This window comes from Ottowia massiliensis, assembly GCF_900240305.1.
GTDB lineage: Bacteria > Pseudomonadota > Gammaproteobacteria > Burkholderiales > Burkholderiaceae_C > Ottowia > Ottowia massiliensis.
The window spans coordinates 2,404,013-2,425,455 of sequence record NZ_LT964854.1 but is presented as its reverse complement, the minus strand read 5'-3'; the positions used below and the strand labels follow the sequence as shown (position 1 = coordinate 2,425,455).

Sequence of the window (21,443 nt, the reverse complement as noted above, 5' to 3'; positions counted from 1 at the left end):
AATATGCGAAAGATTCTGACATTGCTGCTGGCGCTGGCCGCTCCCCTGGCCGGGGCGCAAACCGGCTTGAACCCTGATGCGCCCGACGCGCCCGGCGCGCAGGCCCTTGGCGCCGCCGACGCCGTCATCGTGCAAATGCGCGCCGCCTTCCGCAAGAGCGACCGGGCGCAGCTTGCGGCCCTGCTGCCGCTGGCGGCGGGCCATGCGCTGGAGCCGTGGGCCGATTACTGGGAGCTGAAAGCGCGCCTGCCGCTGGCGCAGCCCGCCGAGGTGGACGCCTTCTTGCAGCGCCACGCAGGCACGTATCAGGAAGACCGCCTGCGCAACGACTGGCTGCTGCTGCTGGGCCAGCGGCGCGACTGGGGGCGCTTTCTGGCCTACGAGCCGCCCTACCGCATGCGAGATGACGCGCAAGTGCGCTGCTACGCGCTGGGGCTGGCGCATCTGACGCATCCGGAAACGGCGGCGGGCGCGGGCGAAGAAGCCGCCCGCCTGTGGCTGGCGCAAAAAGACGCTGACGACGGGTGCCTCTGGGCCGTCTCGCGCCTGCTGGACGATGGGCAAGTGCCGCCGTCCGCCGTCTGGCGCAAGGCGCGCGCTGCCTTGCTGGCGGGCAAAACCCCGCTGGCGCGCGCCGCCGTCGCCCTGCTGCACCCTGAAGCGCTGCCGCACATTGAAGCCATTGCCGCCAGCCCCGCCCGCTGGCTGGCCGCGCAGCCCGCCGCCGTGGCCGATGCCGCCTTGCGCCGCGAACTCACCACCCTGGCGCTGGCCCGGCTTGCCAGCGCCGACCCCGCGCAAGCCAGCGCCTGGATGCCCCAGTGGGCCGGGCAAATGAGCGAAGAAGGCCGCGACTGGGTCTGGGCCGCCGCCGGCCACAAAGCCGCGCTGCGCCTTTCCGCCGACGCGCCCTCCTACTTCAGCCACGTGCGCCAGCCCGCTTGGCTGCTGCCCGAAGCGCGCGAATGGATGGCTCGCGCCGCCTTGCGCGCCGGGCAGTGGCCTGAAGTGCTGCGCGCCATCAGCGCCATGCCCGCCGCCCAGGCCAGCCAGCCCGTATGGGTGTACTGGAAGGCGCGCGCACTGGCCGCCACGGGGCAGGCCGCGCAGGCGCAGCCGCTTTACCAATCCATCGCCCGCGCCAGCGGCGGCGGCTTTTACGAAAAGCTCGCCGCCGAGCGCCTGGGCCTGCGCCTGCAACGCGCCCCCGCCGCCCCGCCCGTGCCCGCTGCCATGCAGCAGGCCGTGCGGCACAACGCGGGCCTGAACCGCGCGCTGCTGGCCATCTTGCTGGGCCTGCGCGGCGAAGGCGTGCGCGAATGGAACTACACCGTCAATCTGCACACGCCCGGCGGCATGAGCGACGAACAGCGCCACGCCGCAGCCGCCTACGCCTGCCAGCACGAAGTGTGGGACCGCTGCATCAGCGCCAGCGAACGCCTGCCCTTCAGCGACGAAGCCCTGCGCTTTCCCACCCCGCACCGCACCGAAGTGCTCAGCCACGCCAGCGCCAGCGGGCTGGAAGCGGCCTACGTCTACGGCCTCATCCGGCAGGAAAGCCGCTTTGTCACCGCCGCCCGCTCGCGCGCGGGCGCATCGGGCCTGATGCAAATCATGCCCGCCACGGCCCGCTGGACGGCGCGCCAGCTCGGCCTCAAGGGCTTCAAGCCTGCGCAAATCAACGAGCTGGACACCAACTTGCAAATCGGCTCCCACTACCTGAAGCTGGCGCTGGAGCGCTTTGACGGCGCCCTGCCCCTGGCCGCCGCCCCTACACGCCGCCCCACCGCCCCGCCAGTGGCGCGCCCCCGACGACGGCGCCGGCCCCGAGCTGGAAGGCGCAGCCTGGGTGGAAAACATTCCCTTCGACGAAACCCGCACCTACGTCAAAAACGTGCTCTCCAACACCGTCGATTACGCCGCCTTGCTCACCGGCCAGCCCCAGTCCCTAGCCCAGCGCCTGGGGCGCATTGCGCCGCCCGCGCCGCAGGAAGAAACCGGGGCGGAACTGCCTTGAAGCGCCGCCGCCCTTCTTTCAAAGCGGCGCCCAATCAGCATCAAACCAGCCCCAAGCCCCGTGGAATCAGCGCGGGCCGCTCACTTTTTTTGCAGCAACCCGAACCTGCCGCCATGCCCGGCCCCACCCCCCTTCACGGCGGCCCCGACGCCCAGGGCGCGCCCGAGCACGATCTTTCAACCAACGCCAACGCCTGCGGCCCCTGCCCGCTGGCCGTGCGGGCGCTGGAGCGGGCCGACGCGCGCCGCTACCCCGACTCCGCCTACACCCGCCTGCGCGCGCTGCTGGGCCAGTGGCACGGCGTGGCGGCCAGCCGCATCTTCGTGGCCGCCAGCGGCAGCGAATTCATCCAGCGCCTGACCGCCGCCGTGGCCCTGCAAGGCGCCGCCGCGCGCGATGGCGGCGCGCCGCCCGCCGTCTGGCTGCCCCGCCACGCCTACGGCGACTACGCCCGCGCCGCCCAAGCCCACGGCCTGCCGCTGGCTGCCGCGCCCGCGCAAGCCGCGCTGCTATGGGCCTGCGAGCCATCCAGCCCGCTGGGCCAGCCGCAAACTGACCTGCCCGCGCTGGCCACCGCCCTCGCGCCGCAGCAAACGCTGGCGCTGGACGAGGCCTACGCCCCCTTGCGCCTGCAAGGCGCGCCCAGCCTGGACGAAGCCGCCTTGCAACGCGCCTGGCGCCTCATCACCCCCAACAAGGCGCTGGGCCTGACCGGCGTGCGCGCCGCCTACGCCATCGCCCCCTTGCATGCGGATGCCGCCTTGCTTGCGCGCGTGCAGGCGCTGGCCCCTTCCTGGCCGCTGGGCGCGCACGGGCAAGCCCTGCTGCAAGCCTGGGCCAGCCCCGCCGCCGCCGCCTGGCTGCATGCGTGCCGCGCCACCTTGCGCCAGTGGCGCGCGCGGCAGCTTGACGGGCTGGCGCAAGCGGGCTGGCAAGCGCTGCCCAGCCAAACCAGCTTTTTCACCGCCCGCCCGCCGCTGGCGGCGCACGAGCTGCCCGCGCTGCTGGCCGCCCTGCGCGCCCAAGGCTTCAAGCTGCGCGACTGCGCCAGCTTCGGCCTGCCCGGCCACGTGCGCATGGCCGTCGCGCCCCCGCCGGTGCAAGAGGCCCTGCTGCGCACACTGGCGAAGCTCTGAGAACCTGTTCGCAATCTGTCCGCACAGGGCCACGGGCAGACGGTCATTTTCACTACTTTATTCGTAGCATGAGGTCCTAGTGGAAACTGCGCGAGACGGCATTTCGACCCCCTTGAATTCGCTCCTGTTTTTGATGCGATCTGGCGGACGGGAAGCAAACCGCCAGATGCCGCCGCGCCGCCGCCAGTCGCGCAAAGGCGGCAAAGCCCGCCGCAGGCAGGCTCCCGAGAGACCCACATGCGAGAATCGCCCGCTTTTTTCTCAAGAAACACCCGGAAAACATCATGGACGCAGAACGCATCAACCAGATTGGCAGCCAGATCGCAGACCTCACCGCCCGCACCGCCGAGCTACGGGGGTATCTTTGACTACCCTGCCAAGGCCGACCGCCTGCGCACCGTGAACGCCGCGCTGGAAGACCCTGCCGTCTGGAACGACCCCCAAAAAGCCCAGGAGCTGGGCAAGGAAAAAAAACGCCTCGACGACGTGGTGCTCGTGCTCGACGACCTGGCGCGCAACCTGGCCGACAACGCCGAGCTGTATGAAATGAGCCGCGAAGAAGGCGACGAAGCCGCCTTGCAGGCCATTGCCGACGACGTGCAGCGCCTGCAAGGCACGGTCGAACAGCTGGAATTTCGCCGCATGTTCAACCAGCCCGCCGACCCCAGCAACTGCTTCATCGACATCCAGGCCGGCGCGGGAGGCACCGAAGCGCAAGACTGGGCCAGCATGCTGCTGCGCCAGTACCTGAAATACGCCGAGCGCAAAGGCTTCAAAACCGATCTGGAAGACGAAACGCCGGGCGAAACCGCCGGCATCAAAAGCGCCACCATCAAAGTGGAAGGCGAATACGCCTTCGGCCTGCTGCGCACCGAAACGGGCGTGCACCGGCTGGTGCGCAAATCGCCCTTTGACTCGGCCGGCGGACGGCACACCTCGTTTGCGTCCATCTTCGTCTACCCGGAAATTGACGATTCCATCGAAATCAACATCAACCCCGCCGACGTGCGCGTGGACACCTACCGCGCCAGCGGCGCGGGCGGCCAGCACATCAACAAAACCGACTCGGCCGTGCGCCTGACGCACCTGCCCACCGGCATCGTCGTGCAGTGCCAGGACAGCCGCAGCCAGCACTCCAACCGCGACGTGGCCTGGCGCCGCCTGCGCAGCCGCCTCTACGACCATGAAATGCGCAAGCGCATGGAAGAGCAGCAAAAGCTCGAAGACAGCAAAACCGACGTGGGCTGGGGCCACCAGATCCGCAGCTACGTGCTCGACCAAAGCCGCATCAAAGACCTGCGCACGGGCGTTGAAATCAGCAACACGCAAAAAGTGCTCGACGGCGACCTGGACGCCTTCATCGAAGCCAGCCTGAAGCAGGGCGTGTGAGGCCCAAGCCAGCCCGGCCACCCTGCCCCGCGCCGGGGCCTCTGGCGGCAGGCGGCGGCATTTTCATCGTCTGCATTCCCCGCGTTCGCCTTTTTCAACCTTCGCTTTGCATATGAAAAACACGCTTCACGCCACTTTGGTTCCGGCCTTGCTCACTGCCCGCTCGGGCAAGCCGGATGGAGCGCCCGCGTCGGCAGATGGCCCGTCCGCCAAAGTCTCCGCCTATATCGGCTGCTGCAACAGCGTGGATGGCCGCGCCATACAAAGCATGGAGCGTTACGCCAACCGGGTGGCAAACATGAAGACAAGCCCTGCGGGCAGGGAGCGCATGGTTGATGGCCTCTGTGCCCTCAGCGATAACGCATTGAGCGACTGCCTGAAAGATGTAGGCGCCCTGACACCGGCGATGGAAAACTTCTATGCCGCCGGGCTGGCCCGTGTGGAAAAGGCCGCCGCCCCGATGGTCAGCTTTGAAAAGGCTGCCGACGCAACCCTGGCCTACGCCAAGGCGCATGAAGGCGGGCAGCCCATGTGGAACGCGTTTGAAAGCAGCATTGAGCCTTTTCTCGTGGCCGCCAAGGAGCGTGTGCGCCGCGTTCGCGGCAAAAAGCCCTACAACCAAGGCGAACGCATGATGCTTGAAGGCTGCGGCGGCTGGATGGTGGACGGCTCGCACGGCAAGGTGGCGCGCAACTGCAACCAGCTGGTCAGCAGCAGCAACCGCCTCTCGCGCTGAAGCCGCATGGGCGTGGCGCCGTTGCTTTTTTACGCCATTCGTCACCTGGAAAGAAAGACTGATTTTGCTCTTATAACAATAGCGTGATGTCCTAGTGGAGACTGCGCGAAAGCCGTTTTTGCCCCATCCGGATCTGCTTCTCTTTTTGAACTCTTTCTCATGCGCCGCAGGGCGGAACACCGCCCTGCCCTTCCCGCATTCCTTTCCCTGCACCACACCGCCATGAACCATCCGCAAGCCGCCACCATCCGCCGCGCCGACTACGCCCCGCCCGCGTTCTGGATCGACAGCGTGAACCTCACTTTTGACCTGGACCCAGCCAAGACCCGCGTGCTCAACCGCATGACGCTGCGCCGCAACCCGGCCGTGCCCGCGCAGCCGCTGCGGCTGGATGGCGATGAACTCAGCCTCTCGCGCGTGCTGCTGGGCGGGCAGGGCTGCTCTTTTCGCATGGACGGCCAGACGCTGGTGCTGGAAAACCTGCCCGAAGGGCCGGAGCCGTTCGAGCTGGAAATCTTCACCACCTGCTGCCCTGAAAAAAACACGCGCCTCATGGGCCTGTACATGAGCGGCGGCGACTTTTTCACGCAGTGCGAAGCCGAGGGCTTTCGCCGCATCACCTACTTTCTGGACCGGCCCGACGTGATGGCCGCCTACACCGTCACCTTGCGCGCCGACAAGGCGCGCTGGCCCGTGCTGCTGTCCAACGGCAATCTGATCGAAAGCGGCGATCTGGACGATGGCCGCCATTTCGCCATCTGGCACGACCCGCACAAAAAGCCCAGCTACCTGTTCGCCGTGGTGGCTGGCCGCCTGGTGGCGCGCGAGCAGCGCATCACCACCCGCGCGGGCAAGGAGCACTTGCTGCAAGTCTTTGTGCGCCCGGGCGATCTGGACCAGACCGGCCACGCCATGCGCTCGCTCATGGCCGCCGTGGCCTGGGACGAAGCGCGCTTTGGCCTGCCGCTGGATCTGGAGCGCTTCATGGTGGTGGCCACCAGCGACTTCAACATGGGCGCCATGGAAAACAAGGGCCTGAACATCTTCAACACCCGGTTCGTGCTCGCCAAGCCCGCCACCGCCACCGATGCCGACTTTGCAGGCGTGGAAAGCGTGATCGGCCACGAATACTTTCATAACTGGACGGGCAACCGCGTGACCTGCCGCGACTGGTTTCAGCTCTCGCTCAAAGAGGGCCTTACCGTTTTTCGCGACCAGGAATTCAGCCAGGACATGGCCGGCAGCGAATCGGCCCGCGCCGTCAAGCGCATTGAAGACGTCATCGTCCTTCGCGCCCACCAGTTCCCTGAAGACGCCGGCCCCCTGGCCCACCCCGTGCGGCCCGACGAATACCAGGAAATCAACAACTTCTACACCACCACCATCTACGAAAAAGGCGCCGAAGTGGTGCGCATGTACCAAACCCTGCTGGGCCGCGAAGGCTTCAGGCGCGGCATGGACCTGTACTTTGAGCGCCACGACGGCCAGGCCGTCACCTGCGACGACTTCGCCCAGGCCATGAGCGACGCCAACCCGCAAAGCCCCCTGCCCGCCCTGCTGCCGCAGTTCAAGCGCTGGTACAGCCAGGCCGGCACGCCCGTGGTGACAGCCGAAAGCCGCTACGACGAAGCCGCGCAGACCTGGACGCTCACCCTCGCCCAGCACACCCCGCCCACCCCCGGCCAGGCCGTCAAAGAGCCGCTCGTCATTCCCGTGCGCATTGGCCTTGTCGGCCCGGACGGGCAAGACGTGCCCCTGCAAACGCAAGAAGGCCAGCAAGGCGAAAGCGCCCCCGCTGCCGCCCCCGCCGCCACCTTTACCGCCCTGCTCACCGAAGAAAAAGTCAGCTTCACCTTCACCAACGTGCCTGCGGGCTGCGCCCCCTCGCTCCTGCGCGGCTTCTCGGCCCCCGTGCGGCTGCAATACGCCGAAACCCCCGCGCAACTGCTGCACCGCCTGGCCCACGACAGCGACCCCTTCAACCGCTGGGAAGCGGGCCAGACCCTGCTGCTGCAAGCCGCCACCCGCCACGCCAGCGCATCCGCGAACCCCGGCGAACCCGCGCTGAACGGCGCCCAGATGGAAGCTTTGCGCGCCGTGCTCCGCCACCCGCAGCTGGACGCCGCCTTCAAGGCCTTGGCCCTTACCTTGCCCGCCGAAAGCGACATTGCCGAACACATGGCCAGCCAGGGCCAGCCTGTTGATCCGCAACGCATCCACGCCACGCGCCAGGCCATGCTCGCCCAAATCGCCAGCGCCCTGCAAGCCGACTGGCAATGGGCCTGGCAAGCGCACCAGGGCAGCGGCGCTTACCAGCCCGACGCCGCCAGCAGCGGCCGCCGCGCCCTCGCCGGCCTGGCCCTGCTCATGCTCTGCCTGAACGCCCAGGCCACCGGCGACGCCGTCTGGCCCGGCAAGGCCTACCAGCGCGCCAAAGACGCCGGCAACATGACCGAACGCCTGGCCGCCCTCACCGCCCTCATCCACACCCATCACCCGCTGGCCGGAAAAGCCCTGGCCCGCTACCACGTCCTCTTTGCCGAAGACGCCCTGGCCCTTGACAAATGGTTCGCCCTGCAAGCGCGCACGCCCGACGCAGACGGCCACGTGCTGCCGCTCGTGCGCCAGCTCATGCAGCGCCCCGACTTCACGCTCAAAAACCCCAACCGCGCCCGCGCCCTCATCTTCACCTACTGCCTGAACAACCCCGCCGCCTTTCACCGCGCCGACGGCGCAGGCCACGCCTTCTGGGCCGAACAAGTGCTGGCGCTCGACGCCCTCAACCCACAAGTGGCCGCCCGCCTGGCCCGCGCCCTCGACCGCTGGGCCACCCTGGCCGAGCCATACCGCAGCAGCGCCCGCGCCGCCTTGCAAACCGTCGCCGCCCGCGACACCCTCAGCCGCGACGTGCGCGAAGTCGTCACCCGCGCCTTGGGCAGCCAGGGCGAATAACCCAGCGCACGCTGCATGCCAACAAGAAGAAGCGGGGCTTGCAGGCCCCGCTTCTTCTTTGAACGGCTTCTCAGGCTACGCGCGCTACGCAGCGCCTGACATGCCAGATTGCATCTAAAAGAGGAGCAAATTCAGCCAGGGCTTAAAGGCATCTGCCGCTTCAGTGGCGCGGACAGCGCGCTATGAACAAAGGAGCGGAAAACAGCGTTTTCCACCCCCTTTCCTCCCTTTCATCGGCGTGCTTTGCGACACGCTCCACCCTTCTGCCCTCCACGGCCTGAGCGATCCATTTGTTCAAGCTGGTTGATCTTGGGTCAATAAAGACACATAAAAACAAATAAATGCAAGCACTAAAAATATCAATGAGAGACGGTCCAGGATCATTATTTTCTCGCCACTCCGGAAAATTCATCATCCAGATCGCCATTCTTTATGCTTTTCAAGACTTTTTTAAGATGATATCCGTCTGTTTTTCCATGAATTTTTCTGTAAAGACGTTTTGCCACCACATCCCCAACCCGGAAAATTATAAGATGAAGCAACATAAATAATCCACATGCCATCGTCATGAATTTCCCACATCGTTAATCATTGAAATCTTTTGGATCTGCCGCTTTCTTTCTTCTTGTCATTGGAAGAGTGAGGTCCAGAAAAGAAGTCAGAAAATCCACATCAAGATTGGCGCCTTGAAATCCAATCTCCGCTGTATATTCATGAGCCGCAAAATCAACGGCGTTGCGCTTCAGAGTCAAGACCGTACGCCATAAGATCCCAAAAGTTCAATGATTTCACGGGACATCATTCTTTTGGCCACCTGCATCAAGGTCTCGGGCGGAGAGTCCGGCGTTTTTGCTTTCATATCGGCGCCCAGCTCAATAAGAACCTTCAAGTGGCCAATCTGATTCATGACAACCGCCCGATATTTAAAAGCAAAACTTTCGTATATTTCATGTTTTCTTGAACATCATCAGACGCCAAATTACAAATACGATCAGGCATGTCCAGATCAGACTGTTGAGCATGATCAATACAATTACATTGTCAATGAATAGATATCCATCGATATAGGCAATTGGAATAGACAAATATTCAAGAACACTTCTCCATAAGATCGTTTTTTCATCCGCATATAGCGCAGATGATTTCATGAATGCGACAATAGTCAAATTGAAATGCAGCATGAATGAAATCAGCCCTATTGCCGCAAGACAGATGTTTTTCATTTTGAGTTTCCTTTTGGTAAAGGGGATAGGCCGACTAAAAACCTGATGTTCAAGGTTTTCAATCGGCTCTTGTTTAAGAGCCATTATATGGCAGCCATGTTAAAGCATTCAGACAAATTTTCTTTGTTTCAGCAACGTCGGCACGGTGGCCGCCAAATTTGACACGCTAATGCCTGCCGGAATATTGGCTATCAGCAAATCGTCTTTGTCCAATCTGTATTTGCCGGTTTTGTCTTCGATGAAACTGCCGTTCGCGTCCAGCCGTACCGGCGGAAATAAAAAAGACCAATTCATACCGCAGCACGCCAGAAGATAGAAGTGTCTTTGTCAATGTCGTACGGATTGCTTCCGTCATGAAAGCCGCCTTCCGCCCTGGTTGCGCCTTGCAGGTAAGCCACGGCATGGCCGTATTCGTGCGCCATCACGTCCCAGTCAAAAGACTTGAGAGAACCCAGGTGCATTTCAGACACCTTTTTNNNTTGCTTCCGTCATGAAAGCCGCCTTCCGCCCTGGTTGCGCCTTGCAGGTAAGCCACGGCATGGCCGTATTCGTGCGCCATCACGTCCCAGTCAAAAGACTTGAGAGAACCCAGGTGCATTTCAGACACTTTTTTCCCTCCATCGCTGCCAGCCCCGTGAAAAGCCTCTCTTGGCGTGGGACGGTTGGTGACGACTTTCTTGAAAACGGGCGCTTCGGGAATGCCTGCGATGGGTTTGACATGCTCCGTCAGTTCATACAGGGCCTGGAAAACGGACCAGGAGTTGGCTTCGGCTTTGCTGATGTGGTATTTGTTATCTTTATGTGCATCATCAGGTTTGATGTTTATTTCTTCTTTTTGATCAAACAGCGATATCAAGGGGGTAAAATTATCGGCATCTTTAAAAATACCAATATTAAATCTATCGTGCTTGCCAAAAAGCTGCACCTGGTATTTCAAGTCATCAACGGGAGATATGAATTTAAGCTCCCCATTTTCATCCAACCGGCCATAAGCAATCAGCTCAGCCAGTCCTGGAGGCACCTTTCCAGTGTGTGTAACGCGAATCACGGCGCCATGCAATGGCAAAAACTTGGAGAACCCATGATCTATGGCAAATTTAACCCTGATTGTTACAGTATCCCCTTTGGATATTTTCTTGCCAGAATCTTCTGACTTTTCTGGGTGTGGCTTGGACTCCTGCTGGATGGATCTATAGATACGACCTTCTTCTCCCCGAACAATCTCCGAAATCCGCTTCAATTCTTCCTTGCTCAGCCACCTTTCAAAAGGAAGCCGTTCTTCTTCCCCTGGATGGTTTTTTCCATTGCTCATGCTTTTTATTGACTTTAGAGACCAATGACTGGTATTCATCGTGGTTCCTGAGACTGAATCTGGCTATTGAATGCAGCAGATTTGTTCCAAGCCAGTCGTAATAAACCTTTCCATTATGCAGTAAGATGCTGAATTGTATTCCGCCATTGAATTCATTGGATTCAAAATCAGCTAAAATATGATACCAACCAGCTTTCAAAAATTTTGGCCTGAATTTAGCCTCTGCCGTCGGCCCCGGGCTATCCAGCGGCAACTCCGCTGGCACCTCAATGCCCGTCAAATCCCGGTGATTGGCTCCAACTACCTTGAATTTGATCTTGCCATGCAGGCCCTTTTCCAATCGGATGAATGAAAACTTCATCTCGAATTCATCCACCGGTATGCCCGGCTGTGGATTGGGAACATCCACCACGATTTCAGCCATGGGTTCCATCGCAGGCGGCGTTGCCATCGCCGCCTGCCAGCCCAGCGCCAGCATGGCCAGCAAGGTCCACCGGAGCCAGCGCCCCAGCAGCGCATGAAAGATGCAAAACGGCAGCTTGCGCCGCCCGTCGATTGACAAATGTTCCAGTTGCATTGCATCGCTCCTTTCCGTAAGTGGTCACTCGTTTAAATAGTGGAATCCATCATAAGCCGCGCATGGCGGTTTTTGCCATATCAATCAAGTGTGCCGTTCCCAAAACTCGCCGCCGCCCTCTGCAACACCCGTTGCGTTAGTAATGCTCATACATTTGAATGGGGAAAATTCCACCGCTGGCAAGGCTTTCTGCCACTCCAAAAGATGGACTGGCTAGCTGCCAGGCCGCGCCATGAAGAGTTGCCGCAGGCGTCCCTCGACTGGGCGCGGGTTGGCAAAAAAGTTGTCAGCCATGTCTTTCATGTTTTTCTTCCATACGGCCCTGGCTTGGCCTTGATGATTTGCGAAACGCGAATGTGTTTGCGGGGTGGCGGGGCGGCAGGCAAAGTTGAATGCGGCAAATCAATAAAAATACATATCTTCCGCCAATTTCATTTCCATGAAAATCGCGCTTTTTGCGCTGCACGCCAGCTTCTGCCCTGCCCATGAAATCCGCCGCTCCCAACCGCCGCGTTGCCCGCTGCCATGCCCTGATTCCCTGCGCGGGCAGCGGCTCGCGCGCGGGCGCGGGGCAGCCCAAGCAATACCAGCCCATCGGCGGCGCGCCGCTGGTGTGGCACACGCTGGCGGCCTTTGCGGGCGTGCCGCGCATTGCGCAGACGCTGATCGTGACCGCGCCGGGCGATAGCACGCTGGCCGCACGCCTGCCCAGTGATTCATTCGCGCTGGCCGATTGCGGCGGCGCCAGCCGCGCCGAAAGCGTGTTCAACGGGCTGGAGCGCCTGTTGCAGCGCGGCGCGGCTGGCAGCGACTGGGTGCTGGTGCACGATGCCGCCCGCTGCCTCATCACCCCCGCGCTCATCAACCGCCTGATCGACGCCTGCCTGAATGCCGCCAGCGCAGACGAAGAAGGCGGCCTGTCTGGCGCCCTGCTGGCCATGCCCCTGCCTGACACGCTCAAGACCGCTGACGCTACGGGGCGCGCCGCCGCCACGCTGCCGCGCGAGGGCAAGTGGCTGGCGCAAACGCCGCAGATGTTCCGCATCGCCCCCTTGCATGCCGCGCTGGCGGCGCGCGCGGCCAGCGGCTTTGCGGGCATCACCGACGAAGCCAGCGCGATGGAAGCCGTTGGCAGCCGCCCGCTGCTGGTGCGCGGCAGCGCCCACAACATCAAAGTCACCTGGCCGGAAGATTTCGCCCTGGCCACCGCCCTTTTGCAAACCCGCCATGAACCTGCCTGAAAACACCTCTGCCGCCCCTGCTGACTTGCCGCCCATGCGCGTGGGCGAAGGCTGGGACACCCACGCCCTCGTCCCGGGCCGCCCGCTCATTCTGGGCGGCGTGCGCGTGCCCCACACCCACGGCCTGGCGGGCCATTCAGATGCTGACGCGCTGCTGCACGCCATCACCGACGCCGTGCTCGGCGCGGCGGGCCTGGGCGATATCGGCACGCACTTTCCCGACACGGACGCCGCCTTTGCCGGGGCCGATTCGCACGCCCTGCTGCAAGAAGCCGCCCGCCGCGTGCGCGCCGCCGGCTGGCGCATCGCCAATGTGGACTGCACGGTCATCGCCCAGGCCCCGCGCATCGGCCCTCATCGCCCGGCCATGACGCAGCGCATCGCCAGCGCCCTGGGTGTGGCGCCCGAACAGGTGAACGTGAAAGCCAAAACCGCCGAAAAGCTCGGCCCCGTAGGCCGGGGCGAAAGCATGGAGGCGCGCGCCGTGGCGCTGCTGGTCAGGCCCTAGGCGCGAAAAGGCGGCAAAAAGCGCATGCCTGAAAAATGCCCTTGCGCTTGCCGGCCATGAAAATGAATGCCGCTTCTTCCGGAAAAAAACTTTTCCCATTCAGGCCATCGCCAAAAACGCACGCGCCCATTTCTTCATGACGCATCAGCCAAACCGGCAGACCGTGCATGATTCATGCAAATGATGATTGGCTGGCGCTGCGCAAGAAACCGGTCATTGCACAAGCGGCCGGTTTTTCATACTGGCCGATCATTTTCAGCGCCGTGAATCGGCACCGGTACAAGCAATTCAAAAGGGGTTGATCAAAGCGGCAAAATTGCCCCGCTCCAATGTTTCGGCGCGAAAACAGAAGAAAACCGGAAAATGGAACGAAACCATCTGAAAACACCTGAATCAAATGCCATCCGCGCCGGCCCATGCCATTTGGCCCGTGGAATTCGGCCCGCGAAATTCGGCCCGCAAATCAACTTCAGGCAAAAGCCATATCGGAATGGCGGCCCGTCATTTCGCCTGGCGCAGTTTGGCAGCAGTTCCGGGCATCAGAAAACATCGCGCGGCAGATGAATTTGAGGCAAGCCCATTGCCATGCGCATAGCCGCCCGGAGCTTTTCGCCTGCCCGTGAAATGAAATCACACCCCTGAAGCGTCAGTATGAAAATGCTGCCCTTCAGCGCGGCGGCTATTATCTACCCGCCCAATTTTCCAGCTTTGCGAACACAGTAGCAAAGGGCCGCAGCATTCAGTCTGAAATCTGAAAATCGGGCCTTTTCGTCAAAAGCCGTTTTTTGCCGTTTCCGATCTGGTTGCAAGCGTAAAAAAGCCGCGCAGGAGCGAATGCGGACAGTGCAGGATGCCGCTTTGCTGCACGCAGCGCTTTTTGCTCCTTCATTCATAGCATGAGGTCCTAGTGGACACTGCGCAAGACGGCTTTTTGCACCCTTTAAATTTGCTCCTGTTTCTGATGCCATCTGGCAAGCGCGGCCTGCCCCAAGGCGCGCCCCTCCCACGCTGGCGGGGCGGGAGCGGCATCAGAAATGCGGGCGGGCCGGGCGTTTCATCAAGGCGGTTTTGCTAGCCGCCGGGAAACTGGCTGCCACGCTGCGCCAGGCGCGCGGTCAAGTGAAACCGGAACGCGCGCGGCTTTCCCGGTTTCCAATTCCCCGCTCATTTATTCGGCCAACGCCGGGCGCCAGTATTACAGCATCCAGCCAATATTCTTGCCCTTGGCCTTGCTCAGGTAATACCAGTAATTGGCGCGCAAGGAAAACAGATACGAAATGCTGAAACCCAGGGCGCGAACGACATTGTCAGACAAGTCGAAAATGGCGCCAATTACGCCTGCCAGCATGGCCAGGCCAAAGATCATGAGTGCCTGTTTCCACAGTTTCAGGAAAAAGCCGACGTAGATGAATGTGAAAAAGAAGGCAAACCAGTTGTTCAGAACCAGCAGCCGCTCCTTCCACGGCATGGCCTTGAGCCTGGCGGCCATTTCGGGCGAGCCTTTGAACATTCGCACGGGCGGCACGCTGTCGAAAAAGGCGAAGCGCTTTTCTATTTCCATTACAACCCGGGAGCGTGACGCCTGTCTCATGCGTTGGGTTAAAGCATGAAATGAGCCATTCCCAGACAAGGTTGAAAACGCGGGCTGTCATGGCTCCATCTGCTGAACAGGGGTAAAACGGAGTGAGCGTGGCATTTTCAGCAAATCCCGCTTTCCTGCCGCGAGAAACATGCCCATTCTGTTTTTCCGTCTTCAATGGCCGCGCTTTCGGGTTTTCTGCTCCCCTGCCCCGCCTAAAATCCGCCGCCATGAGTGCATTTCAAGCTGACATCTGCATACGCGGCGCAGGCATTACGGGCCGTGTGCTGGCGCTTTTGCTGGCGCGTGAAAAACTGCGCGTGGCGCTGATGGCCCCGCCTGAGCGTGCGTCCAAAGCGCCTGACGTGCGCGCCTACGCCATCAACCCCGCCGGGCAAAGGCTGCTGGCCGGCCTGCGCTGCTGGCCCGCGCCGGAGCACGCCACGCCCGTGATGGAGATGCAGGTGCGCGGCGACCAGCACGGCCAGTTGCGCTTTACTGCCGCCATGCAGGGCGTGCCGGCGCTGAACTGGATCGTGGACGTGCCGGTTCTGGAAAACCTGCTGGCCGAGGCCGTGCGCTTTGCGCCGGGCATTGAAGTCACGCCCGAGGCCGTGCCTGCGCCGCTGAAGGTGATTTGCGAGGGCCGCGACAGCGCCACGCGCGAAGCCTTGGGCGCGGGCTGGCAGGCCGTGCCCTACCCGCAGCACGCCGTGGCCGCGCGGCTGGCGTGCGAGCGCCCCCATGAGCAAGTGGCGCGGCAGTGGTTCACGCCAGAGGGCGAAATCGCCGCCCTGCTGCCGCTGGATGGCCCGGCGGGCCGCCGCGTGGCGCTGGTGTGGTCAGCCCGCCCGGAGCACGCGGCGCAGCTGATGGCGCTGCCGCCCGAAGCCTTTGCCGCAGAAGCCGCTGCCGCCAGCGAACACGCGCTGGGCGCGCTGGCGCTGGAGGGCGAGCGCGCCTGCTGGCCGCTCATGCTGGGCCGCGCCAGCCGCTGGAGCGGCCCCATGCCCGGGCGCCCCGGCCAAAGCTGGGCGCTGGCGGGCGATGCCGCCCACGCCATGCACCCGCTTGCGGGTCAGGGCCTGAACACCGGCCTGGGCGACGTGGCCTGCCTGGCCGCCACGCTGGCGCAGCGCGAATACTGGCGCAGCGTGGGCGATGCCCGCCTGCTGCGCCGCTACGCCCGCGCCCGCGCCCTGCCGGTGGCCGCCATGCAGTGCACCACCGACGGGCTGCAACAGCTCTTTGGCCAGCCGGACTGCGCCCCGCTGGCCGCCCTGCGCAACTGGGGGCTGAGCGGCGTCAATCAGCTGCCTGCGCTCAAGCGCTGGCTGGCCCGCCAAGCCATGTGATCCGCCGCTTTGCGCCAGAGGCCGCTTTTTCGCGCGGCCCATCGCCCGCAAGCGCGGGCCGGGCATGCAGCGGCTGGCGAAAAAACGGCCAGGCCCAGCCCGCCGCCGCCAGCCCGCCTGCCGCCTTGCCGCCCCCGCCCTGCCTGCTTTTTTCTAGGCGGAAACGGACTCTTGGCCAGACGGCCCTTCCTGCGGCAATTGCAGCCAGCACACGCCGGGGAAATGATTGGCCAGCCAGGGCAGGTAATGCTCGCTCATGGGAATGAGCCAATGCAGGGGGCCGCGCGGAAAAACAAAGGTGACGTTGTGCACCCGCACGGGCTGGCCCAGCCAGCGCGAAAAGAGCGGCTCCAGCTCGTCGCGGTTCACGCCCCAGGGCATGGGCGGCGTGCGGTAGTAGGGCGTTTTCATCCAGCCATGCTTGCTCAAGGTGCGGCGCGAGAGGCTGCGGCTGATGTAGTCGAACATGAGGATGGCGCCGGGAAAACGCTGCGCCAGCGCCCGCGCGAAGCGGGCCATTTCCTCTTCGCTGAAATACATGAACAGGCCCTGGGCGGTGATGAAGCAGGGGCGCTCTGGCGGCACGGCGCCGAACCAGGCGGCGGTGTCCAGCGCGCTGGCGCGCACGTGCAGGTGGCGCGCGTCAGGCTGGATGAAACGCTCGCGGATGGCAAGGGCCTCGGGCACATCCACGCTGATCCACAGGGCCTCGGGCGCGTCAATGCGGTAACGCTGGGTTTCCAGCCCCTCGCCCAAATTGACGATGGCGGCGCGGGGATGGGCGGCCAGAAAGATGCGCAGGTGCTCATCAAACAGCTGCGAGCGCACGCCGTGCGAGCCATCGGCATGGCCAAAGTGGCGCTCGTAGTCGTAATGCAGGGCGCGGTAGATGTGCAGGCACATGGGATCGCGCAGACAGCCGTCAGGGCGGGCGGCTTCGCTGGCGCGGTTGTGCAGCGTCCAGAGCATGGTTTCGGAAATGCCCGTCAGGCCGGGTTGCATGGTCGCGCTCCTTCTTTGGAAAAAGTAATGCAGTAAAAGCGCCCCTGCCAGAGCAGGCGCGTGCGGCGGTTCAGAACACCGGGCGGAATGCAGCTTTCAATGGCGGAGAGGTCAAAGCGCGCGTCGCGGAAATCCCGGCGCGTGAAAAGGCTGCGCTTGTACTGGCGCTCGATGTGCTCAGCCGTTTCATCCGCAATGAGCAGGGCCGCGCCAGGGCGGGCCACGCGCAGCATCTCCCGCACGGCCTGCGCCGGGTCGCTGAAGAAGTTGATGCCGCCCACGTGAAAAACGATGTCGAAAGCGCCATCCTGAAACGGCAGCTCTTCCGCCTGGCAGCGCACCAGCTCAAGGCGCGCTTTCCGCGCCCAGACGGCGCGGCAGCGGCAAAGCATGCCCTGCGACAGATCCGCCCCAATGAGGCGGATGGCGTTCAGATCCGCCGGAATAGAGGCCAGATCCATGCCCGTGCCGATGGAAACATACAGCGCCCGGCAGCCAGGCTGCCAAGGCAGGCTGGCCATCAGCTCGCGGCGCATGCGGGCGATGGAGCGGCCATAAAGCAGCCGGCCTATCCAGCGCTCGCCCAGGTCGTACCAGCGGGCGAGGCGGTCGTACATGCGCATGTATCTGGCATTGCTGCCCTGCACCTGGCTCGCGTCCAGGCACTGCCAGATGCCGTCCCGCATGGGAATGCCCGCAGCGGCCAGGCCAGGCTTAAAGGGAATGTCTGATTCGGAAGGGTTCATGGTCTGGCCTCAAAGAGCAAATCGGGATGGAGCGCACCGCACGGACAAAGCCCGAATGCACGGGATATTTCAGCTCCTTGTTTCATAGCATAACGTCCTAGTGGAAACTGCGCGGAGCGGCATTTCAGGCCGCTCAAATTCGCTCCTGTTTTTGCTGACTCCAGGCATGCGCAGGCGACTTGTTGCGCCAGCCCCTCACCCTTCGCCGCTCGCTTTCATGCCAAGGGCGGGTTCTGCCAGACGCGCGGCCATGCTGGCCGTTTCAGCATCAGGCTCTCAGCGCGACCGCCGGGGCAGCAAGCCTGCTCTTTCAGCAGCGGCAATGGCCGACTCGGCCGCTTCCGTGGGCGATGAAGGCGGCGGCATCAACGGAGCGGCAATGGCTGAAGGCACCGGCGGCTTGAGGCCGGACAACACGCGGCGCGCGCCATCAAAGCGTTGCTGCCAATAACGGGCATTCATGCTCTCCAGACGCACCTTCTCGCCCGTGCGCGGGGCGTGAATGAATTTGCCGTCCCCCACGTAAATGCCCACATGGCTATGGGCGCGGCGCTGCGTATTGAAAAAAACCAGATCGCCCGGTGCCAGATGAGCCGCGTCAATGGGTTGCGTGGCCGCCGCTTGCGATGCGGTATCACGCGGCAGTTTCAAACCCACCGCGTCCCGGTACATGTGCTGCACAAAGCCGCTGCAATCAAAACCCGTTTCCACCGAAGTGCCGCCCATCCGGTAGGTGCTGCCGCTGAACCCCAGCGCCGTCATCAGCAGCTTGCTGGCTTGATCCGGGCTGACGGATGGGCCGCTAACCGGCGTGCTGACTGGCAAAAGCCCCCGGCTGGCCAGCAAGGCTGCCAGTGGGTCCTGCTCGGGCGAGGCATGGACGGCAAAGGCCGTCAAGGCCAGACACAGGGGCAGCAGTTTGTTCAGCATGACAGCACCGGCAGGAGGAAGATGGGGCAAAAAAACGCCTGAAGTTTAAGCGCCTATTCCGCTGCAAGGCAAATAAAACAGGCACCTTGAAACAAAAGATACGCAACCGCCTGGCGCTTGCGTCCATTTCCAGCGTATCCGGACGCGTTTTCCTGGATGCTTGGCAATTCGCCCCTGCTCACAACAAAGAGAAGCGTCGAAACCGGTTCGCGCAGCAGCTCAAAACCCGCTTTCTGCTTTTCGCGTTGGCATGTATCCAGCGCAGACAGCTATTCCTGCAGGCATAAAAAAGCGCCTGAAACAGGCGCTTGAAAGTCGGGGAACCCCTTCAGGTTGCATAAAGCCTGTTCACAGCCGACCGTCAACAGGCTCTTAAGGCGCTCGCGTCAGTGCCAGGTAGTCCGCTTCATCCAGCAGGGTTTCCAGCTGGGATGGATCGCTCAGTCTGACCTTGAAAATCCAGCCCGCCCCCATCGGGTCGGTGTTGAGCAGGGCTGGATTGGCTGCCAAGGCGCTGGCGTTGGTTTCGACAATTTCACCCGAAGCGGGCATGAAAACGTCTGCGGCGGTTTTCACGGACTCAATCACAGCGGCAATGGCATCCTTGGCAATGACTTGGCCCACATCAGGGCACCTCACGTAAACGATATCGCCCAGCGCGTCTTGCGCATGAATCGTGATGCCTACGGTGGCCATGCCCGCCGCTGCATCGTCCACGCGCAGCCATTGATGCTCGGGTGTGTATTTGAGGGTCATGATCGCAAGGTCAGGAAATAACGGTCCGCAAATCGCACATTTGCATCATCGCGTTTTCAAACCGTCTGGCAAAACCCGCCGCGTCCGCAATGGGCGAGGCCATGAATTGTTCGCGAAGCGAAGCGCGCAGGCGCTCCAGCGCAGGCAGGTCCGAGGCCAGTTGCACGCCGATTTGCACAAACTGATCCGGCGTTTGCGCAATCCATTCAGGATGGCCCAGCGCCGTCAGCAAACTGGCGCCGCTGCGCGCCACAGAGCGCGTGCCCGCCAAGGTGATGACCGGCACGCCCATCAGCAGCGTGTCGCACGTGGTGGTGCCGCCGGTGTAAGGCCATGAATCCAGCGCGATATCGACCTGGGCATATGAATTGAAATACTGCGTCCACGGCACCCGTTTGTGAAACGTGATGCGCTGGCGCTCGATGCCGTGCTGGCCCAAAAGGGCGGCAATGCGTTCCCTGGCTTTGCCCTCGGCAATGGCCATGAACTGGATGCGGCTGCCGGGCACTTGCTGCATCAGGCGCGCCCACATTTGCAGGCAGGGATCGCTGAGCTTGGCGCACTGGTTGAATGAGCCGAAGGTGATGCAGCCGTTTGCCAGCGCCGGCAGCGGCGAGACGGCCGGCGTGTTCGGCTGCGGCTTGTAGCACCACTGCGTCAAAGGCAGGCGAATCAGGGTTTCGCTGTGCTGGTTTTCGGTCATGCCGGGCGGGTCGGACGTTTCATCGACGATGCGAAAGTCCACTTCATCAATGCCCGTGGTGCCGATATAGCCCAGCCAGGTGGCCTGTATGGGCGCAGGTTTAAGGGCTAGGACGTCGCGCCTGTTTCCAGCCGTGTGGCCAGCCAGGTCGATCAGGATGTCTATGCCATCTTCGCGAATCTGGCGGGCAGCTGAACGCGCGTTCAGGTCGATGATTTCGCGCCAGTGCGGCGCCAGGGCGCGAAAGCGTTCGGTCAAATCGTCTTTTTTCTCGTGCGAGAAATACATGAAAATATCGAATTTTTCCTTGTCGATATTTTCAAACAAAGGCTCCGCAAAATAGGCGACCGGGTGCCGCCTGAAATCAGGCGAAATAAATCCCAGCCTGATTTTTTCGTGCAGCTCGTTATCTTTTGCGCCAATTGCACCAATTGAGCCGGTTTTATCGAGAAACGCGTTGATTTTCCGGTGCCAGGGCAGCAAATCAGCGCCGCTGACGCTGGCGGTGTAGCACATGGACATGAGCAAGGCGCCCAGCGATTCGGCCCCGGAATTGCTTTCAAAAGCGCGCTTGTGAAATTCAAAAGCGCGCTCTGACTCGCCTCTGGCCAGCAGCAGCTGGGCGTATCCGGTCAGCAAATCGGGCGCTTGGTCAATGATTTCTTCATAAATGGCCTCGGCCTCGTCGGGGTGCTCATCTTTGAGCAAGATGGCTTTGTTGCGCAGCGCGCCCGTGTGGCCCGGGCGCAGCGCCAGGGCCTGATTCAGCTGGCGCAGCGCTTCGTTGGGCAGCTGGTTTTCTTCATAGGCATCGGCCAGAACGATATGGGCTTCAAAAAAATCGGGCTTGAGCCGCAGCGCCGTTTGCAGCAGCTCAATGGCCGGCGCGTAATCGCCTGTTTTTGCCAGCGCACGGCCCAGGTTGTAACAAGTGATGTGCGACTGGGGATGGAGCGCGTGCGCCTGGCGCAGCATGGGCACGGCCTGGCGCACGTTGCCTTCTGCATCAAAGGCAATGCCCAGATTCAGCAGCGCGCGCCAGTAGCCGGGCGCGGCGGCCAGCGCCTGTTCGTATTTGCCAATGGCGGCCTGGATGTCGCCTGCGTCTTCCAGTGCGTTGCCTTCGGCAATCAGCGCATCGGCCTGCTGCTGCGCTGGTGCGGATGCGGCAGATTCCGCGTTCTGGCTGGCTGCGGCAGGCGGTTCAACGGGCGGCCCGGCGGGCGGATCGGCAGGTTTGGCCTTGCTTTTGAACCAGTTCGCGAAAAATCCCATGTTTTC

Annotated in this window: 23 protein-coding genes and 1 pseudogene; 10 read left to right on the top strand and 14 right to left on the bottom strand. The window is 62.6% G+C overall.

Annotated elements, in window-relative coordinates:
- Nucleotides 1-3 precede the first annotated feature (3 nt).
- From C1720_RS14755 to pepN, 5 genes and pseudogenes are all read left to right on the top strand, one after another.
- A pseudogene (locus C1720_RS14755) lies at nucleotides 4-2,017 on the top strand (lytic transglycosylase domain-containing protein).
- A 113-nt stretch (nucleotides 2,018-2,130) separates the two neighbouring features.
- On the top strand, nucleotides 2,131-3,153 hold the full coding sequence (locus tag C1720_RS14750; protein WP_102284638.1) for an aminotransferase class I/II-fold pyridoxal phosphate-dependent enzyme: 1,023 nt from the start codon (nucleotides 2,131-2,133) through the stop codon (nucleotides 3,151-3,153).
- 284 nt (nucleotides 3,154-3,437) lie between these two features.
- Nucleotides 3,438-4,542 (top strand): peptide chain release factor 2 gene (gene prfB, locus C1720_RS10845; RefSeq protein WP_102284208.1). Its coding sequence is split into 2 segments (ribosomal slippage): nucleotides 3,438-3,518 and nucleotides 3,520-4,542, totalling 1,104 coding nucleotides; the frame shifts between segments, so codons are not numbered across the junction.
- Between the two features lie 112 nt (nucleotides 4,543-4,654).
- A complete protein-coding gene (locus tag C1720_RS10840) occupies nucleotides 4,655-5,278 on the top strand; it encodes a DUF3829 domain-containing protein (RefSeq protein ID WP_102284207.1) in 624 nt (207 codons plus the stop codon).
- A gap of 222 nt (nucleotides 5,279-5,500) precedes the next feature.
- Entirely contained in the window at nucleotides 5,501-8,230 is a 2,730-nt protein-coding gene (gene pepN, locus C1720_RS10835) for an aminopeptidase N (RefSeq protein WP_102284206.1), read from the top strand.
- Nucleotides 8,231-8,390: 160 nt separating this feature from the next.
- Here pepN and C1720_RS13255 read toward each other — a convergent pair whose 3' ends face one another.
- The 7 genes from C1720_RS13255 to C1720_RS10815 all read right to left on the bottom strand — a co-directional run bounded on the left by C1720_RS13255 (nucleotide 8,391) and on the right by C1720_RS10815 (nucleotide 11,342).
- Nucleotides 8,391-8,657, bottom strand: a complete 267-nt coding sequence (locus C1720_RS13255; RefSeq protein WP_146007001.1) for a hypothetical protein — start codon at nucleotides 8,655-8,657, stop codon at nucleotides 8,391-8,393.
- 157 nt (nucleotides 8,658-8,814) lie between these two features.
- Nucleotides 8,815-8,982, bottom strand: a complete 168-nt coding sequence (locus tag C1720_RS13835) for a hypothetical protein (protein WP_158241713.1) — start codon at nucleotides 8,980-8,982, stop codon at nucleotides 8,815-8,817.
- Nucleotides 8,979-9,137, bottom strand: a complete 159-nt coding sequence (locus tag C1720_RS13830; protein WP_158241712.1) for a hypothetical protein — start codon at nucleotides 9,135-9,137, stop codon at nucleotides 8,979-8,981. Before C1720_RS13830 ends, C1720_RS13835 begins: the two co-directional genes overlap by 4 nt.
- Nucleotides 9,138-9,177: 40 nt before the next feature.
- Nucleotides 9,178-9,537 (bottom strand): hypothetical protein, encoded by a 360-nt coding sequence (locus C1720_RS10830; protein WP_102284205.1) that lies wholly within the window; start codon nucleotides 9,535-9,537, stop codon nucleotides 9,178-9,180.
- A 24-nt stretch (nucleotides 9,538-9,561) separates the two neighbouring features.
- Complete coding sequence (locus C1720_RS10825; RefSeq protein ID WP_199170994.1) at nucleotides 9,562-9,747, bottom strand: hypothetical protein; 186 nt, start codon at nucleotides 9,745-9,747, stop codon at nucleotides 9,562-9,564.
- Complete coding sequence (locus tag C1720_RS13825; protein WP_158241711.1) at nucleotides 9,744-9,914, bottom strand: hypothetical protein; 171 nt, start codon at nucleotides 9,912-9,914, stop codon at nucleotides 9,744-9,746. Before C1720_RS13825 ends, C1720_RS10825 begins: the two co-directional genes overlap by 4 nt.
- Before the next feature lie 801 nt (nucleotides 9,915-10,715).
- Nucleotides 10,716-11,342: a hypothetical protein gene (locus C1720_RS10815; RefSeq protein WP_102284203.1), complete on the bottom strand. Its 627-nt coding sequence runs from the start codon at nucleotides 11,340-11,342 to the stop codon at nucleotides 10,716-10,718.
- A gap of 39 nt (nucleotides 11,343-11,381) precedes the next feature.
- Between C1720_RS10815 and C1720_RS13245 the strand changes: the two genes are divergently transcribed.
- The 3 genes from C1720_RS13245 to ispF are packed head-to-tail and all read left to right on the top strand — an operon-like array spanning nucleotide 11,382 to nucleotide 13,091.
- Entirely contained in the window at nucleotides 11,382-11,831 is a 450-nt protein-coding gene (locus C1720_RS13245) for a hypothetical protein (RefSeq protein WP_146006999.1), read from the top strand.
- On the top strand, nucleotides 11,828-12,583 hold the full coding sequence (gene ispD / locus C1720_RS10810) for a 2-C-methyl-D-erythritol 4-phosphate cytidylyltransferase (protein WP_102284202.1): 756 nt from the start codon (nucleotides 11,828-11,830) through the stop codon (nucleotides 12,581-12,583). The genes C1720_RS13245 and ispD overlap by 4 nt, the downstream gene beginning before the upstream one ends.
- Nucleotides 12,570-13,091, top strand: coding sequence for a 2-C-methyl-D-erythritol 2,4-cyclodiphosphate synthase (gene ispF, locus C1720_RS10805; protein WP_233199942.1), 522 nt, complete (start codon nucleotides 12,570-12,572; stop codon nucleotides 13,089-13,091). Before ispD ends, ispF begins: the two co-directional genes overlap by 14 nt.
- On the opposite strand, the gene C1720_RS10800 is transcribed toward ispF, so the two are convergent.
- Nucleotides 13,081-13,260 carry a hypothetical protein gene (locus C1720_RS10800; RefSeq protein ID WP_102284201.1) on the bottom strand — a complete coding sequence of 60 codons (180 nt, stop codon included), beginning with the start codon at nucleotides 13,258-13,260 and terminating at the stop codon, nucleotides 13,081-13,083. The genes ispF and C1720_RS10800 overlap by 11 nt on opposite strands.
- A gap of 18 nt (nucleotides 13,261-13,278) precedes the next feature.
- Here C1720_RS10800 and C1720_RS13240 point away from each other — a divergent pair, with 18 nt between their 5' ends.
- The gene (locus C1720_RS13240; RefSeq protein ID WP_146006998.1) at nucleotides 13,279-13,473 is read left to right on the top strand and encodes a hypothetical protein; all 195 of its coding nucleotides are present in this window, start codon (nucleotides 13,279-13,281) and stop codon (nucleotides 13,471-13,473) included.
- Nucleotides 13,474-14,286: 813 nt separating this feature from the next.
- Here C1720_RS13240 and C1720_RS10795 read toward each other — a convergent pair.
- The gene (locus tag C1720_RS10795) at nucleotides 14,287-14,652 is read right to left on the bottom strand and encodes a DUF2628 domain-containing protein (protein ID WP_158241710.1); all 366 of its coding nucleotides are present in this window, start codon (nucleotides 14,650-14,652) and stop codon (nucleotides 14,287-14,289) included.
- A gap of 248 nt (nucleotides 14,653-14,900) precedes the next feature.
- Here C1720_RS10795 and C1720_RS10790 point away from each other — a divergent pair, with 248 nt between their 5' ends.
- A complete protein-coding gene (locus C1720_RS10790) occupies nucleotides 14,901-16,025 on the top strand; it encodes an FAD-dependent monooxygenase (protein WP_102284199.1) in 1,125 nt (374 codons plus the stop codon).
- A gap of 153 nt (nucleotides 16,026-16,178) precedes the next feature.
- On the opposite strand, the gene C1720_RS10785 is transcribed toward C1720_RS10790, so the two are convergent.
- The 5 genes from C1720_RS10785 to C1720_RS10765 form a co-directional block, all read right to left on the bottom strand.
- The gene (locus C1720_RS10785) at nucleotides 16,179-17,027 is read right to left on the bottom strand and encodes a class I SAM-dependent methyltransferase (protein ID WP_050714369.1); all 849 of its coding nucleotides are present in this window, start codon (nucleotides 17,025-17,027) and stop codon (nucleotides 16,179-16,181) included.
- The gene (locus tag C1720_RS10780; RefSeq protein ID WP_102284198.1) at nucleotides 17,012-17,773 is read right to left on the bottom strand and encodes a class I SAM-dependent methyltransferase; all 762 of its coding nucleotides are present in this window, start codon (nucleotides 17,771-17,773) and stop codon (nucleotides 17,012-17,014) included. The genes C1720_RS10785 and C1720_RS10780 overlap by 16 nt, the downstream gene beginning before the upstream one ends.
- Nucleotides 17,774-18,049: 276 nt before the next feature.
- On the bottom strand, nucleotides 18,050-18,703 hold the full coding sequence (locus C1720_RS10775) for a C40 family peptidase (protein ID WP_082202754.1): 654 nt from the start codon (nucleotides 18,701-18,703) through the stop codon (nucleotides 18,050-18,052).
- 372 nt (nucleotides 18,704-19,075) lie between these two features.
- Nucleotides 19,076-19,459 (bottom strand): glycine cleavage system protein GcvH, encoded by a 384-nt coding sequence (gcvH, locus tag C1720_RS10770; protein WP_102284197.1) that lies wholly within the window; start codon nucleotides 19,457-19,459, stop codon nucleotides 19,076-19,078.
- Nucleotides 19,460-19,469: 10 nt separating this feature from the next.
- The gene (locus C1720_RS10765; protein ID WP_102284196.1) at nucleotides 19,470-21,437 is read right to left on the bottom strand and encodes an O-linked N-acetylglucosamine transferase, SPINDLY family protein; all 1,968 of its coding nucleotides are present in this window, start codon (nucleotides 21,435-21,437) and stop codon (nucleotides 19,470-19,472) included.
- Nucleotides 21,438-21,443 lie beyond the last annotated feature (6 nt).